Source organism: Nostoc sp., assembly GCF_036916975.1.
GTDB lineage: Bacteria > Cyanobacteriota > Cyanobacteriia > Cyanobacteriales > Nostocaceae > Nostoc.
The window spans coordinates 178,562-196,436 of record NZ_JBALFF010000080.1 but is presented as its reverse complement, the minus strand read 5'-3'; the positions used below and the strand labels follow the sequence as shown (position 1 = coordinate 196,436).

Genomic DNA, 17,875 nt, shown 5'->3' with positions numbered 1-17,875 from the left:
CATGAATTGCCCCTACAGTAAATCAAGGCTTTTACTGCCTTGCGTAAGTCCTAATAAAATACAACAGTATTTAAGAAGATGAATCATGCCAGTACTTCGTATCCTTCATTTAGTTGGATCTGCATACAATGATTTTTATTGTCAGTTGTCACGCAATTACGCCCAAAGCTGTCTGGTAGCTACGGCAAATCCATCGCTCTATGACTTTCTGATTGCATACATCACACTTGATGGCCAGTGGCGATTTCCTTCCTCTCTCAGTCTAGAAGATATTGCTATCGCCAAACCGATGCCTCTATCAGATGCCATACAGTTTATAACAGCCCAAAACATTGACCTGATGTTGCCACAAATGTTTTGTCTGCCTGGAATGACTGACTACCGAGCATTATTCGACTTGCTGAAGATCCCTTATATAGGCAATACTCCAGATGTCATGGCAATCACGGCCCACAAAGCCAGAACCAAAGCAATTGTCGCAGCAGCAGGGGTGAAAGTGCCGAATGGAGAATTGCTCCGCCAAGGAGACGTTCCGACAATTACACCTCCAGCAGTGATCAAACCCGCAAATGCTGACAACTCTTTAGGGGTGTCCTTAGTCAAAGAAAAGAGTGAGTATGACGCTGCTTTGAAGAAAGCATTTGAATTTGCTTCGGAGGTGATTGTAGAAACATTCATTGAAGCCGGTCGAGAAGTCAGATGTGGCGCTATTGTCAAAGATGGGGAGCTAATCGGTTTACCCCTTGAAGAGTATCAGATAGACTCCCAAGTAAGACCCATCCGCAGTTATACTGACAAATTCAAAATACCAATTGAGGGCGACTTGGATTCAACTGCTAAAAATTATGTTCCAGGTTGGATTGTAGATATTAATGACCCGATCACCCAAAAGGTTCAGGAAGAAGTTAAAAAGTGTCATTTGGCTTTGGGCTGTCGCCATTATAGTTTATTTGACTTCCGGATCGACCCACAGGGACAACCTTGGTTCTTAGAAGCCGGGTTGTTTTGTATTTTTGACCACAACGCCGTGATTGCCTGTACGGCGAACGCAGCCGGAATTCCTTTAAATGAGTTATTTATGACGGCGATCAATGAAGCGTTGGGCGCGATATAATGTGCGGCAAATCATCTTTTTAGCTTTATTTTGTGTTGGAATAGCACAAGGTCTTCGCTAGCGACAAGTAATAGAACTTTTAACCTCAGACTCGCCACCAGCCAAAGGTTCCACTATCATGTCACAATTACAACTATGAGGGAACAGATTTTTGCAATGTTCCAAAACTTGGGTACTCTTGCATTACTGGCGATCGCATTTCCCTTTAACTGCACCGTCGTACTCGCATCGCTGCTGTGGAATTTTTTCAGGCGATCGGATGCTAATCTTGTGGCTTTGAACGAGAATCGTAAAAATATCTTGATCGGTGGTGGTAGAATGACCAAAACCCTTCAGCTAGCGCGTTCATTTCACGCGGCTGGGCATCGAGTCATTTTATTCGATCTCGATAAATACTGGTTCAGTGGTTATCGATTTTCTAACTCTGTGGCTGGCTTTTACACAGTTCCTGACTCGCAAGAAGACTTAGAAGGCTATACTCAAGCCGTGCGGGCGATCGCCAAAAAAGAAAACATAGATTTTTTTGTCCCGGTAGGTATTTTTGCTGCCAGCTACTTTGATTGCGATCGCAAACCAGTCTTATCAGGCTATTGCGAGAATTTCCACTTCGATGCTGATACGATGAAGATGCTGGATAACAAGTTTACCTTTGCTGAAATTGCTCGCTCACTCTCGCTATCTGTCCCGAAAACCTTCTTAATTACAGATCCCGAACAAGTTCTTGAATTCGACTTTGCCAACGAAAAGCGCAAGTACATTCTCAAAAGTATTGTCTATGACTCTGTTTTACGCTTGGATTTGACTAAGCTACCAATGGAATCTCACGAAAAAATGGCGCTTCATGTTAAAAGTAAGCCAATTAGTAAAGATAACCCTTGGATATTGCAAGAGTTTATTCCCGGTACAGAATACTGTACTCACGATACAGTGAGAAATGGAAAATTAACGGTACATTGCTGCTGTAAATCGTCTGCTTTTCAAGTCAATTACGAAAACTTTGAACACCCAAAAATTAAAGAGTGGGTGAGTCATTTTGTCAAAGAACTACAACTGACTGGACAACTTTGTTTTGACTTCATTCAGGCGGAAGATGGGGCGATTTATGCGATCGAATGCAACGCTCGCGCTCACTCTGCAATTACAATGTATTACAACCATCCTGGTTTAGCGGATGCCTATCTTAGTAAAGAGCCTCCGGCCGAACCTCTGCAACCTCTGAGTGATAGTAAGCCTACTTATTGGCTTTATCACGAACTTTGGAGACTTAATGAAATTAGATCGCTAAAGCAGTTACAAAAGTGGTTTAAAAATATTTGGCAAGGAAAGGATGCAATCTTTGAAGTTAACGACCCACTACCATTTTTAATGGTACATCATTGGCACATTCCTTTGCTATTACTCGATAGTTTGCGCTCCTTACGAACTTGGGTGAGGATTGATTTCAACATCGGCAAACTCATCCAGTTTGGAGAAGACGTAAAATATAAAACCTCTACCTCTGCAACCTCTAAGTAATAGTAAGCCTAGTTATTGGCTTGAACACGAATAGAGACTTAATCAAATTAGGGACTGACAAGAAATAAATTACCCAAATGAAACGAACCACAGAGACACAGAAGAATGAGGAAGAGAGAGTTTTTTATTTGTCAGTCCCTTAGCTCGTTAAAGCAGTTGCAATTGTTTAAAAAATATTTGACGAGGAAATAATGCAATCTTTGATGTCACAATTATAACTATGAGAAAGCAGATTTTTGTAGTCTTCCAAAACTTGGGGACTCTTGTATTACTGGCGATCGCATTTCCCTTAAACTGCATCGTCGTCTTAATATCCCTACTGTGGAGCTTTCTTAAGCAACCATTCAGTAAGTCAATTGTTGTTAACCCCAATTCCAAAAATATCTTGATTGCTGGCGCTAGAATGACTAAAACTCTTCAGCTAGCGCGTTCATTTCATGCTGCTGGGCATCGGGTGATTATAATTGATATTGACAAATACTGGTTAAGTGGTAATAAATATTCCAACTCTGTTGCAGGTTTTTATACTGTTCCCGATCCCAGGAAAGACTTAGAAGGCTATATTGAAACCCTACACGCGATCGCAAAAACAGAAAAGATCGACTTTTTTATCCCGGTAGCAATTTTTTCCGTCATTCACTACGATCGAGGTAAGCCACCATTACCACACTTTGTAGAGTTTTTCCACTTCGATGCTGATGTCACGAAGATGCTGGATGATAAGTTTACCTTTTCCGAAACAGCGCGATCGTTCGGTTTATCTGTCCCCAAATCTTTCAAAATTACCGATCCCGAACAAGTCATCAACTTCGACTTTTCAAAAGAAAAGCGCAAATACATTCTTAAAAGCATCCCCTACGATCAAGTGCGTCGCTTGAATCTCACCAAACTACCTTGCGATACCCAATCAGAAACAGCAGCATTTGTCAAGAGTCTACCCATCAGTGAGGAGAACCCCTGGATTATGCAGGAATTCATCCCTGGAAAGGAATACTGCACTCACACTACCGCGCGAAATGGAGAGTCAAGAATGTACTGCTGCTGTGAGTCATCCGCCTTTCAAGTCAACTACGAAAACGTTGATCGGCAAGAAATTATGCAATGGGCGAGTCATTTTACCAAAGAACTGGGAAAAACCGGGCAACTTTCCTTTGACTTCATCGAAGCAGAAGACGGAACTGTTTACGCGATTGAGTGTAACCCCCGGACTCACTCCGCCATTACTATGTTTTACAATCATCCTGGAGTAGCGGATGCCTATCTTGGTAAAGAGCAAGAGGTTGAATCTTTGCAGCCTCTTGCTGATAGTAAACCAACCTATTGGCTGTACCACGAAGTTTGGCGGCTAAATGAGATTAGATCGTTTAAGCAACTGCAAACCTGGGTAAGAAACATCAGGCGGGGGAAAGAAGCAATTTTTGAGGTGAGCGATCCCTTACCCTTCCTGATGGTACATCACTGGCAGATTCCCTTACTGATTCTCGACAACTTACGAAGACTCAAAGGTTGGATAAGAATAGATTTTAATATGGGCGAGCTTATAGAGTGATACCAAAATCAAGCCACCGTTAGCTGCTTTTAAAGCACCACTTATATCATTAGGACTTACGCATTACATACGAAATGTAGGGGCAATTCATGAATTGCCCCTACGGGAAATCAAGGCTATAGACAGACTGATTTTTTACACAAGCATCGCTCTTTAACTCTGGGAGAATTACCACAACAGTGAGGTTCTATGAACTGTTAACTTTTGGGAACCGCAACACAGGTTAAAGATTGCTGCATGTATGTAGAAGATGGAGCCGCAATTAATTCAATTTTGCCCTCGGCGTTGCGATGCCAAGAAGTAGCTTGGACTAGAACCTCTGGAAATGTTAATATTTGGGCGGTGGTGTTGCCAATTTTACGGTAAGCAGAGATGTCGCGGATATCCCCCCAAGTGCGATCGCTCATCACTTGCTGATTGGGATTCTGAGGAATACCACCCCGCCCCGTTGCCACAAAACTACTAGCATTTGTATTCGCACAGCCTGTAGCAATAAGCTTAGATGCATCAACTAAATTATCAGGGAGTTGCATCAACCCAGAATTAGGATTGACATCAGGGTTAGTAATTTGCACGTTCCCATTAACTCCAAATTGGGAACTTGCAGTAATATCGTTTTGGGAAGTAAGGTGAGTGCGATATTTTAGACCAAAAATCCCCTGAGTGGTAATTTGAATATTGCCACCTTTGCCCTGAAAAGCATTGGCAATAATATCGCTATTTTCTAACCCGACAATCAGGGGAGCCTTAATGGTGATGTTGCCACCGTTGCCACTGCCACCTGCTTCTGCGGTGATCGTACTACCATTACGCGTCAAAAGGACGTTTCCGATATCCAAATTGATATCACCACCTTCACCAGAAATGCTGCTAGCCCGAATGATACCGTTATCTATAGACAGTTGATCTGCTTGGATGCTTAACTGTCCGGCGTTGCCTGTTCCAGAGTGGGTGACGCTCACGCGTCCATGATCGCGCAGTGTCAGGCTCTTAGTTGTGATGCTCAACTTACCCGTATTACCCGTAGGAGCGTTCGGTAAACCATAAAATTGCCTAGTAGTCTCACTTGCAATAGGTGCGCTAGCTATGATCGAAGAACGCAAGATATTCTCCCCTTCTATTAAAATATCATTTGCTTGGACAGTTAATGCACCTGCATTGCCTGTGGCTTGGGTGATGGTGTTAATTGATGCACCATCTTGGATGACCAAGTGATTGGTTTGAACTGTCACATCTCCAGCTCTACCATTGCCCAATGTATTGCTTCCCAGAAGAGTCGGAGCTTTTGTAAACCGATTTATGCCAGTCATGCTGAGGCGATCTGCTACATTCACGGTGAGGTTGCCAGCATTTCCTAAATTATTGGATTGTTTAGCGTCGCCAAATATGCCAAACACTGGCAGAGTACTTGTTGATAAGATGGCTCCTGCTTGTAGCGTCAACTTTGGCGTAGTCACAGACACATTACCCCCATTCCCAGAGCCTGTAGTAAAGCTACCGATAGCACTAATTAAGGTTGGTGAGATTGGGTATGCACCCACCATATCTATAGATTGCCGTGCTACTACGGTTATACCACCCGCATTGCCGACACCTGTCCCAGGTATTGCCGCCAACCGAATAGAAGAGGCGACAATTTCTCCTCCATCTAAAAGGTGCAATGTCCCTGTGGAGACATCGATATTGCCGCCATTGCCAATTCCTGATGTGTAAGCACCAATTCCACTAGGAGTTAAACTCAAAGGATGTGCTGCGGTGGCAGTAATATCTTCTCCCACATTCACAAATATATTGCCCCCACGCCCAGTAGCCCCAGGAAAGACAGTCGTTGAAATTACACCACTTTCCTTAAAAGTCAGTTGCCGCGCCCCTACAGTCACATCTCCCCCGGCTCCTGATGCATAAGTTTCACTAGTGATACGGCTACTGCTACTCCCAGTTGGTGCTAGGGGAGATTTGACAGGCACTGTACCACTGGCGGTAATGATATCTGCTCTTACATCCACCTTGCCTGCTGCTCCTGCACCCAGGCTCAGGGTTTCAATCGCTGCGCCATCTTGCAAAGTCAACTGCGCTGCTTGAATATTCACTGCTCCCCCGTTCCCCGTCGCTTTGGGCCCTACCTGATTAACAATCCAAGCACTGGGAGCTTGAGCATTGGCATTTACTCCACCCAAAGAGAGCGATCGCGCTGCATTTACTGTAATATTACCACCCTGTCCAGAACCCGCAGTGGCTGCGGCAATTTGGGATTGGTCGAGGCGAATATCCCTGCCCACGACTTGAATACCCCCAGCGAGATTCCCTACAGGATAAGGATTCCACAGCGAGGAGCGGTTTGTGAAGTTGATGTCCCCTAGTTTTTGGGCTTGAGCGTATCCCAACTCCCAACCTGCCACGCTGGGTGTCAGGCTGACTGTACCACTTTCTACTGCACCCACCTCAATCCGTCCAAATGGTGCAGTAATCACGCCACTGTCAAAATTGACATCGCCGCCGACAAGGGCGATGGTTTTTCCAGGACTGGCGATGATTCCTAAGTTTTTGCTAGGAACAATGCTATCATTACCCTTACCTTGCACTTGAATCGCTCCCCTACCTTGACCAAATTGCAACCCGACGGGTACGCTGATTGTCAGTAATGCTGATGGTAAGGGCGTTTTACTGCTGCTGAATATTGCACCATTGGCAAATTTAATACTGTCAGCGCTTGTACCAACAAACGAGCCGCCGATGTTGAGTTGAGCGTTAGCACCAAAAATTAAACCATTAGGATTGACTAAAAACAAACTCACAGGGTTGTTGCTATTGATAGTTTGAATCAGTCCATTAATGTTGGAGACATTACCCCCGGTAACGCGGCTGAAGATGGTAGAGATATTGGGCGTATTGATTAAATTAAAGCTGGCTGAACCACCAATAGGTACAGAAAATTCTTGAAAACTGTGAAATAAATTACTACCTGCGGCAGTACCATTAGTGATCGTGAAATGATTACCACTTTGAGAGACGCTGGTCTTGAGAGTACCGTCGGGAGTTACCTGAGCGATCGCAGAGCGACTCCAAAGGAGTATCGCAGGTAATATCCCCATAATCAATAACCCACTTATGAATCCTCTGAGCAATGCGTGGACGCTTCGCAGTGAGGGGGTCGCAGTCTTGGCGGTTACCGTCGATTGCAAACCCCCGAACCCGAAGGGCTTGTCGTTAGACATCGCTTTCATCTAAATACTCCTTTACCGTTTAGACTTAGGCTTCCCAAAATAGTCGTATCGTTAACACCCATTTCCAAATAGCCAGTAATATAGCGGTTCTCGTTTATGTGAGGTACATCCGTAGGGGCTTGTCTAAGACCATTGGTGTCAACTTAACGTGAAAGCCTTGTCTTGCAAGGAACTAAAGTTCCTCTCTTATAGCTAAAGTCATCTCTTGATGACTAAATATCCCCAAAAATTTTTAGTCTACTTCAGTAGACTTGAGCTATGAGCCATGAACTTCAGTTCAGGGCGGGTGAGAAAGCCAACAGATAAGCCATTTCTAGACTTAAGTTGACACCAATGGTCTAAGACAAGCCCCTACACCTAGCGATATAATGTTGTACCGCATCTGAATGGGAACCGCTATACTTTTTTGTACTGATCAGACTAGAAAAGTCTCTATAAAATTGACATTACCCAAGGCAACTTTAATGCTAAAACGCTCTCCTACTTCGCTACTAAAGTTTAGTTGAATACTTTTAGTGTTTCTGGCAGTAGCTTGCATCACAGGAGTACCTAAATCATCCAACACCATTACTTCAAGTTCTTCTGGCAGATACTTTTGGCTATTAGTTGGACACACTTTTACAAAAATATTTATTTCTTGTTCACAAATGGGTATCAGTTCAACTATTAAAGCGATTGGTTTACTTTCTGATTGTCGCCCTAAGTCCACCAGGATACCTTTTTGCACACTAATAGTTGAACTTTCGGCTTTTTGAGGTAAACTTTCTTCAGCAGACCTAAATGTAAAAGCTCGCTCGGCTGCTTGGGGAATCAAAAGCGACTCAATCGTTTGCCAACCAATATCAACAACATTCATTAACCATTTACTCAAGTGAATTGGTGGTTTTTGTTTTTCAGACGTTTGACTCAGTTGGAGGATGAATTCTTCGAGCGATCGCAACTCGCTTAAAGGTACTAAATTACCTTCACTCACCATTTTAATAAATCCTAACAGAGTTGCTTCTCTTAGCGATTCATCAAGCTGTACAGCTACATAGCCAATTCTGTCTGAGCAAACTTCTGGTGGAATATGAATCACTTTTTCGCCTGGTAATACCGCAAGGCATTCGATCTTACCTTGACCAATGACTTGTAAATCAGCAACGTCCATTACTGCTTGCATTGCTGGGTTCCAACTTAAACTTGCTGACCAATTTGTTTCAACTTTCATGCAACGCAGGTAGAATTTTACCGCAGATACCGCTAAAGTATTGAGATAAACCTGCTTGGCTTTTTCGGGACTTCTATGCTGAGAGCGAAACTGTTCTGCTAATGTGCGATCTGACAAACTGATAGGTACAGTAAAGGTTAAAGATTCTGAAAGGTTTCTCATCATTTATAAATCTCTAATTTCATCTACATTGTTAACACAATACTCTTTTAAGTTTGAAGAAAACTTATTTACACATCGGTAATAAAAACTGCTGACTGTAGGGATTTTTATTTTAAATTCCGCCGAAATCTCTTTCCATGATTTTCCCAACAGTCGTCGCGTCGCTAATGCTTGAAAGTTAACTTGAGGATATTTTCCTATATGTTCATTTTGAAAAACATTTTCTGGGTCTGATTCTATACATTCTTTCAGGATATATGTCATATTTTTTGATTCTTCCGGTGAGGCAATAAGATTATCAAGGTCAGAGATTGTTATTATTTTTATGCTTGATGTATTATTCTGAAATTTTTTAATTGCATCTTTAAAAAATCGCCGTTCCAAAAGCACATTAACCCATGCCATGACGCTACCGCGTTCTGCATCATACTTTTCAATTTTTTCACAAATATAAAGTAAGAGTTCTTGACGTGCTTCATCATAAATATTTTCATAGACAGCTGCTGGAAATTGGCTTTTTTGTGGATGGCAAAGCCTACAGGAGCGCACAATGCCACTAATCAGTTTCGTTAAAGCGAGTTGCCGTTCTGGCGATCGCGGGGGGTATTGTTGAGCTAAAATAGCTAGTTGTAGTAGATGTGAATCTAATTTATCTTGTTCGGGATGATCCATTTGAGACTCCAAAAGCGAAGGTGAATCTCTATTTTTGTCTCGCTCTCTAGCCCTAAATTTTACGCAAAACCATTCTTTTTGTCATGAATGTTTACATTTAAAGGTTTTGCAAACACAATTTTCTGCTGTGCTGCCGCCATTCGCTTCATATTTGGCTGATTTCTGTTTGGTAAAGTTTTGTAATAAAAATCAACCACTTCGCATAAAAAAAGTGTTAGGGACTTCCAAATAAAAAAATGTTCCAAAACTGACGCAGAACTCTCTCTATTTCTTCTCTCTCTGCGTCGCGCCAGTTGCTTCTCCCAAGGGGAGACGCGCAAGGGACAAGTCGGGGAATCCACGGCTATTTCATTCTAAAATGTGACGTTTTCAAAGTCCCTCTCCCAGACTTGGGAGAGGGATTTAGGGTGAGGGCAAAAACTACGGTTCTCAACTTAAATCGCGTTTAAATTCTTATTTTTCTGAAAAAGATTCCTAAAAACTGCCGTAAAAATAGAATGAAATAGCCCTGCCTCCGATCCATTTCAATCGGGGTTTAAATCTCCTTATGTAATGTCTAAAATTTTTGAATGCGTGAATTGTTAATTGTCAGCCCCGTCAGGGCGTAGTTCTCTGAGTTTTCAGTAAACAATGGGCAACTCAATGCTAAATTCAGTTCCCCAAGCTGGATCGGATATCAAATTAATTCGACCATTATGCCTGTCGATGATTTGGTAACAAATCGATAATCCTAATCCTGTTCCTTTACCGACTGGCTTAGTGGTGAAGAAGGGATTAAATATCTGATGATGAATGTGAGCGGGGATTCCGCTACCATTATCCTTGATGAAAATTGCAATGTAGCGATCGTTTAGTTTCTGCGTGCGAATTGAGATCCGACGAGGATGATTTTGTATTACTTCTTGCGATGATCTACGGTCGGTCGAAGACCATTGCACTTGTTCAACTTCTTCTAAAGCATCAATCGCATTATTCAGGATATTCATAAACACTTGATTGAGTTGCCCAGCAGAACAAGAAATCAAAGGCAATTCTCCATATTCCTTAATCACTTCAATACCAGAATGCCGTTTGTTAGGGTTGAGACGACTTTGTAAAATCATCAATGCAGCTTCTAAACCCTCATGAATATTAACTGCCTTAAATATTGCTTCGTCTAATCGAGAGAAGTTTCGCAAAGATTTAACAATCTCGCTAATCCGCTCGGAACCTGTCTGCATTGAGTGGAGTAATTGTTTGATATCCTGTCGAATAAAGTCAAGATCCAGGGCTTTAATTTCTTGCTGAATCACTCGGCTCGGATTGGGATATTCTAGCTGATAAAGTTGAATCAGTTTCAGTAAATCATCATAGTATTCACTAGCATAAGTCAGATTTCCATAAATAAAGCTAATCGGATTATTAATTTCATGGGCAATCCCTGCGACTAAATGTCCTAGCCCAGACATCTTTTCTGTTTGGACAACTTCAAGGGCATTTTGCAGTTTGAGCAGAGTTTGTTTTAAAGTTTCATTCGATTGTGCGAGTTCTGCCTGAATGTGTTGGCGTTGGTGAATTTCTTTACTTAAAGCATCATTTTTTTGATTAAGGATCACGAATTGATCGCTGGTTCGCTTTTCTAACCGCAGTAAATTGATCGCTGGGCTTTCTGGCGATCGCGGCTCGATCACAGATCCTTGGCTACGACAAACAATTCCCTCTCCTTGCCCTTGGTGGATAGTTAAAGCTCCCAAAATCATTTGCCGACTTTGGGAGCAAACTCGAAGATAGTCGATCACCTTTTCTGAAGATTCAGTGACAAACTCGGTAAGACATTGACCAATCAGTGCTTTACTAGTCTTGTTAAAGAGTCTGGCAGCAGGTTGATTAACTGCTAAAATTTCACCTGCGCTAGTCACAAGAAGCAGAGGTTCTGGTAAAACCTGGGCAAACTTTAAAAATTGCTCGGGTGTCATCATCTAGAGGTACTGAAGCAGGGATCTTTACCGTTGCTCATAGCACTGACGGGGTAAAAGTGAAGAGAGTAATAGTAATTTTGGATTTTAAATTTTAGATTTTAGATTAAAAGCTTAGACTACAAAGCTATTTCAGAAATCTCAAACAGTACATTCTATGGCAATATCGGATAAGGTATGGTTTGGGGCATCAACTTCAGCCGGGACATATTACACAGAAAGGGTTATAGTCTGCAAATGTCCCGCCTGATGAGCCTACTATGCTTTAAAGTATTCCTGTGTTACAAACTCGTCTAATACTTCGCTAGGTTTGAGATGAATGACGATTTTGCATTCTTGTGCGCCTCTAGCAATCGTTTCTTGTAACTCTACTCTAGCGTAGCCCAGGTTGTCGGCTGTGATTGCGCCAAAAATATTAGATGTCATGACACACATGGCTTCGCGCCCTTCTACCTGTTCTGCAAAGGGGCATTTGCGATTGCCTAAAACGATCTTCTCATCAGTTTCTTCAATCACGTAAAAGTCACCTTGAATCCGGCGTTTCCAATCTATGAGGACGGCAGTTACCTGGTTACGAGAAAGATTTGACAGTTGCAAAGCGTTCTGGTATGTATGATTGACATGTTGACCTGTTCGATAGCCGACCACATTCAAAAATCCTTCTGCCTGTTCAATCCCAACGACATCTTGTAGGGTTCCAGCCAATTCTCGAATCATTGTACGCAAAAACTGATCGCGCTCGATTGGTAATTCTAAGGATTCTATTTGCTCGTTGAGCGAAGATATGTGAGCCATGATGGTTTTATTTCCTAAATCTTTAGATAGGACAAGCATCAATGGCGCTTAGTTAAGCGAAAGTTAGTGACACACCAAAATTTCTTAATTAAGTACCATGTTTACTAAGAATAGTTTTCCCTAATTGGCTACAGAACTAACTTAAATAAACTGGGTTGACTATACGGCTTATATTAGTTGAAGTTAAACAAGTCTTAAGTTATGAGGCGTATAGGGTGTGGGCTATCGTCTCAATATTCAGGCTGGGAAAACAGGCTGTTAATTTTTCCTAACTGGATAGCGACACTTTGATCGAGGTTTTATAAATATGGAACTTAAGAGTAAACATAAAGCAAGCACATCGCTGAGAATTTAACACCTTCAGCCTAAGCAAGTCGGCGCAAATAATCATTACTGGTTTGTAGTTGCGCTTTAGCGAAGACAGCGCAACTACGAGCCAAATCCAAATATTTTACTTTTCGTTACATAGTTTGGTTTTTTCTCGCTAACCTACTTATCTGTTTTGCCCCATTTATTATCCCGAACTCACATTATGTAAAGTCTTTCGATGAGTTTTGAATCAATTCAGCTACTAAACCTGTCCAACCGGTTTGATGGCTAGCACCAATACCTGCACCAATATCGCCATGAAAATATTCATAGAACAGAATCAAATCACGCCAATGTGGGTCGGTTTGAAACTTTTCTGAGCTACCATAAACAGGCCGCTTGCCATTTGGGTCTTTCAGGAAAATTTTGATCAGCCTTTGGCTTAATTCATTTGCCACTTCTTGCAAATTCATCTCTTTCTTTTCACCCGAAGAAGTAGGACACATAACTTTGATTTCATCTCCCCAAAAATCATGAAACTTCAACAAAGATTCAATGATCAGATAATTCACAGGAAACCAAATAGGCCCGCGCCAATTAGAATTTCCACCAAACATTCCATATTTTGATTCTGCTGGTTCGTATTCTACTCGATACTCTTGTCCATTTGCCCGTAAGACATAAGGATGATCCTTATGAGATTTTGATAAAGCTCGGATACCATAATCGCTCAAAAATTCTGCTTCATTCAGCAGACGCTCCAAAATGGATTGGAGCCGCTCTTTATTTACCAGCGACAAATAATAAAGTCCTTTTTGATTGGGGAGGACAGAAACATTTTCGTGTTGAGTAAGTTGGGGGCGATTGTTAATAAACCAATAAACCCGCTTTTTGAAATCTGAAGATAAACATTTATCGACAATCTCTTTTTCAATTGTTTCTACAGCAAAAAGCGGAATTAACCCGACCATTGACCGCACTTTCATTAACAGTACACCTTCACTGTTTGCACCCTCAACTACACCTGGAGGAGCTTTAAGAATATCGTAGTAAAACTTATCTTCTTCATCCCATATATCTACGCCTGTACCACCGACTTTATTCATTGCATCAGCGATGAGTAGAAAATGTTGGAAAAATTTAGAAGCCATATCTTCATACTCGCTTCTATACTTGCTACTAGACTCGCTGCTAGAATCTTCTTTGGCAAGCTCCGTGGCTATTTTTAGCAAATTTAGACAGTACATTGCCATCCAGCTAGTACCATCAGACTGCTCTATGATTGCATTAGGAATCTGAATATTGCTTCTATCCAAAACTCCAATATTGTCTAATCCTAAAAATCCACCTTGAAAAAGGTTGTTGCCTTCAGCATCCTTACGATTCACCCACCAAGTAAAATAAATAGATAACTTTTGAAAGATTTCTTCCAAAAACTTTCTGTCACCCTTACCCTTGCCATACATGTCTTTTTCTATGTTGTAAACACGCCATGCAGCCCAAGCATGAACAGGTGGATTTACATCACCAAATGCCCACTCATAAGCGGGTATTTGACCATTGGGGTGCATATACCATTCGCGGGTAAATATATACAATTGCCTTTTGGCAAATTCTGGATCGATTAGTGCCAAGGTAACGGTATGAAAAGCTAAATCCCAAGCAGCAAACCAAGGATATTCCCATGCGTCTGGCATGGAAAGAATATCTTCATTAAATAAATGATCCCACTCACGGTTTCTGCCCAATTTACGTTGTTCTGGTGGCTTTGGTGGAGTGGGGTCGCCATTGAGCCAATCATAAACTACATAGTGATAATATTGTTTGCTCCACAACATACCAGCAAAGCTTTGTCTTTGCACATTTCGCATATCTTCGGAAATATCAGAAGGACAAACAGCTTGATAAAATTCATCGGCTTCGCGCTGGCGAGTTTGAAGTACAGTTTCAAAATCATTACCAAAAGGAGAATCTAAATTTGCATCGCTTAACCGTAGTCTAACTACTTTGGTTTCTTCTGGATTAATTGTCAAGTCGTAATGAACTGCGGCTTTTGTCCCTTTTTGAGTAGAATTTACTGTTTTTTCATTTCCGAAAGAAACAATGTAATCATTTATGCCATCTTTGACGGGGCCAGAATTCTCACCCCATCCAAATCGTTTCTTGTTTGTTTCATTTTCTGTAAACAGAAGTTCTTTAGGGGCTTCGCTATAAAGCCATCCTTTGCGTAAACTTTTAACTTCATCATTATCTTGATAAACAGCTTCTATGACACTTAAGTTCGAGTCAGTTTTGATAGCTTGCAGATATTTAAATTCTTTTGTTTGATTTTCATACCCCCAAGACCAAGTATTGCGAAGCCAAATAGTTGGTAAAAGATGCAGTTTGGCGGTTTCTGATCCTCGGTTAGTAACACTAATTTTGATGTGAATATCTTCTGGAGAATTTTTAGCGTACTCTACAACAACATCAAAGTAACGATTATCATCAAAAATCCCTGTATCTATTAGTTCATATTCTAAAGCTGCGGGATTGGTTGCTTTTCGATGTCTATTTTCCTCAATTAATTGGCTGTAAGGGAAAGCTTTTTGCGGATATTTGTAAAGAAATTTCATGTAGGAATGCGTGGGAGTGTTGTCAAGATAAAAATAATATTCTTTGACATCTTCACCGTGATTGCCCTGACTGTTGGTTAAACCAAATAGCCTTTCTTTCAGAATCGGGTCTTTTTCATTCCAAAGAGCGATCGCAAAACAAATTCGTTGATAATTATCGCTAATCCCACCAATTCCATCTTCGCCCCAACGATAGGTGCGGGAACGAGCTTGATCGTGAGAAAAGTAATCCCAGGCAGTGCCATCAGCACTGTAATCTTCTCTTACTGTTCCCCACTGACGATCGCTCAAATAAGAACCCCACCGCTTCCAATATTTTTTTTTGTCGCGGTCTTCTAGTAATCTTTTTCCTTCTGCTGTCTCTAGAATCTCTGTCATTTTCGTTTCCTTTTATGATCTCTGTGACGATTAATTTGCAATTTCTGGCATTGCTAAATCAAGGGATGATAACAACTTGATAAAATTTCTTCCCCTGCCCCCCTGCCCCCTGCCCCCTGCCCCCTGCCCCCTGCCCCCTGCCCCCTGCCCCCTGCCTATTACTCTGTAGCTAGCCAAGCGCGGAGTACTTCTCCAACTGACCAAGCTTGAGCAATACAACCTTTAGGTTCCATTGGTGGATCGCCATTAGATATTTCACTGATAGTTCCAACTCCAGCACTATAGAGGTGATGTTGCATCGGTTCTAGAAATTGGCGAGCCACGGATGGGTTGTTAAACACACGTAAGTGAGCTAAGACAAACGGGCCAATTAACCATTCCCAAACTGTTCCTTGGTGATATGCGCCGTCACGATGTAATTGATCTCCTCCGTAGTGACCGATATATTGCGGATCGTCAGGTGCAAGACTGCGTAATCCGTGAGAAGTTAGAAGCGATCGCTCACACGCTTCTACTACTTGTCGTTGTTGTTCAGAAGTGAGCGGACTTTCTGGTAAGGATACGGCGAAAATTTGATTTGGCCGCAAAGAAGCATCGTTACCATTTGGGCCGTCTAAAACATCAAAACAGTATCCCTTAGCATCATTCCAGAAACGACTAAAACCTTTTTGAGTCGCATTAGCCATTGCATCGTAATCTTTATCAGATTTTCCTAACTTTTGGGCGAACTGGGACATTGTTCGCAAAGCGTTATACCAAAGGGCATTCACTTCTATAGGCTTGCCAATGCGAGGAGTAACCACCCAATCATCGACTTTGGCATCCATCCAGGTCAGCTGCACTCCTGCTTCTCCTGCATAAAGCAACCCATCGCTGGAATCGAGGCGAATGTTGTAGCGCGTTCCTTGACGGTGGAATTCGATAATCTCTGCAAGTTTGGGAAATAAATCTGCTAATAGCTTGTCATCACCAGTTGTAGCAAGGTAAAGGCGGATGGCTTCAAAATACCACAGTGTTGCATCAACTGTATTATAGTATTCTTCTGTGGGTGGCTTGTTATCGTCAGGAAAACGATTGGGCAACATTCCTTTATTGATATATTGCCCAAAGGTGCGGAGAATGGATTCTGCAATTTGGGGACGATTAGTGGCAAGCGTCAGACCGGGGAGACTAATCATGGTGTCCCGACCCCAATCAGTAAACCAGTGGTAACCGGCGATGATGGTTTTTCCACCTTGTCGGTCAACAATAAACTGATCGGCAGCGAGTACAAGTTGCTGCACCCAATCAGGAACTTGAGACGCTTGTGGCGATCGTTTAGCTTGCCAGTCTGCTATTAGCTTTTGCTCGTATTGATGACGTAAATCTAAGGCTACTGCACCGTTTAAATTAGGGTTTTGCTGCGTACTAGCGACAAAAGTAAATGAGCTTCCAGGCTCTAGTGTGGCTTCAAAAGTTGCTGGGTGAAGATGATCGTCTATATCGCCCTGTCCGCGTTCCTTTTCGGCTGCGAGTTCAAATCCATAGTACCACTCGTTCTTAAGTGAGGCATTACCGCTATCTGTCAACAAGTACAAAGGTTGCGTTTCTGGAAACACTCTCACATCTACTCCATGCTCAATCGGTGTCACATTCATTCGCCAATTGTTGGCAGGCGATTCTTGAGCATGGGTTCTGCTGTGATAGTTGCGGTAATTAACAAATGCTTCGATTGATAACTTAAGCGATCGCTTTCCTCGTCGCAAGTAGTAATGAATATATGTAGTATCAGATCCAGGCTGCATCCAGATGCGTTTCTCTAATAACGCACCTCCACAAGCAAAAGTCCATACAGGTACTGCTCCTTCTAAATAAAAGCTTTCGATATGGCGGTAACCTTGAGGATCAACTGTGCCATTTGACCAACGATTGGCAAACAGGGGATAAAAGCTGCCTTCATACTCTGCTGTATCATCTAGCTTTGCTAGTAGTAAGGTTCGCTGCAACGGTGGTTGCAGTGCAGCTACAAGTAAACCGTGATAACCCCGTGTTGATAAACCTGCTACTGTACCTGAAGCATAGCTGCCGCTACCATTGGTTACTAACCACTCACGCGACTCTGCTGCATCAAGATTTCCACAAATTTCCCGTCCAAAGTTGATGCTCATAAATATACCTAATTATGTCACCAATATTCTCGCTTTTTTTTCCCACATCAATAACTTTTATTAACTCTAACAGGACTTACGCAAAAACTCTCTCAAACTCTTATTCCTCTGTGTCGCGCCAGTTGCTTCTCCCAAGGGGAGACGCGCAAGGGACAAGTCTCTTAACCCGCAAGGGCGCACTGGCTTCTCTGCGTCCTCTGCGGTTCGTTTTTTGGTCATTTTGCGTAAGT

11 protein-coding genes are annotated in these 17,875 nt (G+C 42.2%); 3 read left to right on the top strand and 8 right to left on the bottom strand.

Translation table 11 applies throughout. The annotated features are described in order from the left end of the window. Window positions 1-85 precede the first annotated feature (85 nt). From V7K73_RS20370 to V7K73_RS20360, 3 genes are all read left to right on the top strand, one after another. Entirely contained in the window at window positions 86-1,114 is a 1,029-nt protein-coding gene (locus V7K73_RS20370) for a D-alanine--D-alanine ligase family protein (protein ID WP_334882470.1), read from the top strand. A gap of 135 nt (window positions 1,115-1,249) precedes the next feature. Continuing rightward, complete coding sequence (locus V7K73_RS20365; RefSeq protein ID WP_334882468.1) at window positions 1,250-2,629, top strand: ATP-grasp enzyme; 1,380 nt, start codon at window positions 1,250-1,252, stop codon at window positions 2,627-2,629. 220 nt (window positions 2,630-2,849) lie between these two features. After that, window positions 2,850-4,178 (top strand): ATP-grasp domain-containing protein, encoded by a 1,329-nt coding sequence (locus tag V7K73_RS20360; protein ID WP_334882466.1) that lies wholly within the window; start codon window positions 2,850-2,852, stop codon window positions 4,176-4,178. 197 nt (window positions 4,179-4,375) lie between these two features. On the opposite strand, the gene V7K73_RS20355 is transcribed toward V7K73_RS20360, so the two are convergent. The 8 genes from V7K73_RS20355 to V7K73_RS20320 all read right to left on the bottom strand — a co-directional run bounded on the left by V7K73_RS20355 (window position 4,376) and on the right by V7K73_RS20320 (window position 17,645). Next, window positions 4,376-7,393, bottom strand: coding sequence for an S-layer family protein (locus V7K73_RS20355; protein WP_334882464.1), 3,018 nt, complete (start codon window positions 7,391-7,393; stop codon window positions 4,376-4,378). A 424-nt stretch (window positions 7,394-7,817) separates the two neighbouring features. Next, window positions 7,818-8,777, bottom strand: coding sequence for a DUF1822 family protein (locus V7K73_RS20350; RefSeq protein WP_334882462.1), 960 nt, complete (start codon window positions 8,775-8,777; stop codon window positions 7,818-7,820). Beyond that, a complete protein-coding gene (locus V7K73_RS20345; RefSeq protein ID WP_334882460.1) occupies window positions 8,778-9,446 on the bottom strand; it encodes a sigma-70 family RNA polymerase sigma factor in 669 nt (222 codons plus the stop codon). 59 nt (window positions 9,447-9,505) lie between these two features. Further along, on the bottom strand, window positions 9,506-9,787 hold the full coding sequence (locus V7K73_RS20340; RefSeq protein WP_334882458.1) for a hypothetical protein: 282 nt from the start codon (window positions 9,785-9,787) through the stop codon (window positions 9,506-9,508). Window positions 9,788-10,066: 279 nt separating this feature from the next. Then, a complete protein-coding gene (locus V7K73_RS20335) occupies window positions 10,067-11,404 on the bottom strand; it encodes a PAS domain-containing sensor histidine kinase (protein ID WP_334882456.1) in 1,338 nt (445 codons plus the stop codon). Between the two features lie 255 nt (window positions 11,405-11,659). Beyond that, window positions 11,660-12,196, bottom strand: coding sequence for a methanogen output domain 1-containing protein (locus V7K73_RS20330; RefSeq protein ID WP_334882455.1), 537 nt, complete (start codon window positions 12,194-12,196; stop codon window positions 11,660-11,662). Between the two features lie 530 nt (window positions 12,197-12,726). Continuing rightward, on the bottom strand, window positions 12,727-15,498 hold the full coding sequence (locus V7K73_RS20325; protein ID WP_334882453.1) for an MGH1-like glycoside hydrolase domain-containing protein: 2,772 nt from the start codon (window positions 15,496-15,498) through the stop codon (window positions 12,727-12,729). A gap of 158 nt (window positions 15,499-15,656) precedes the next feature. Next, window positions 15,657-17,645 carry an amylo-alpha-1,6-glucosidase gene (locus V7K73_RS20320; protein WP_334882451.1) on the bottom strand — a complete coding sequence of 663 codons (1,989 nt, stop codon included), beginning with the start codon at window positions 17,643-17,645 and terminating at the stop codon, window positions 15,657-15,659. Window positions 17,646-17,875: the final 230 nt, after the last annotated feature.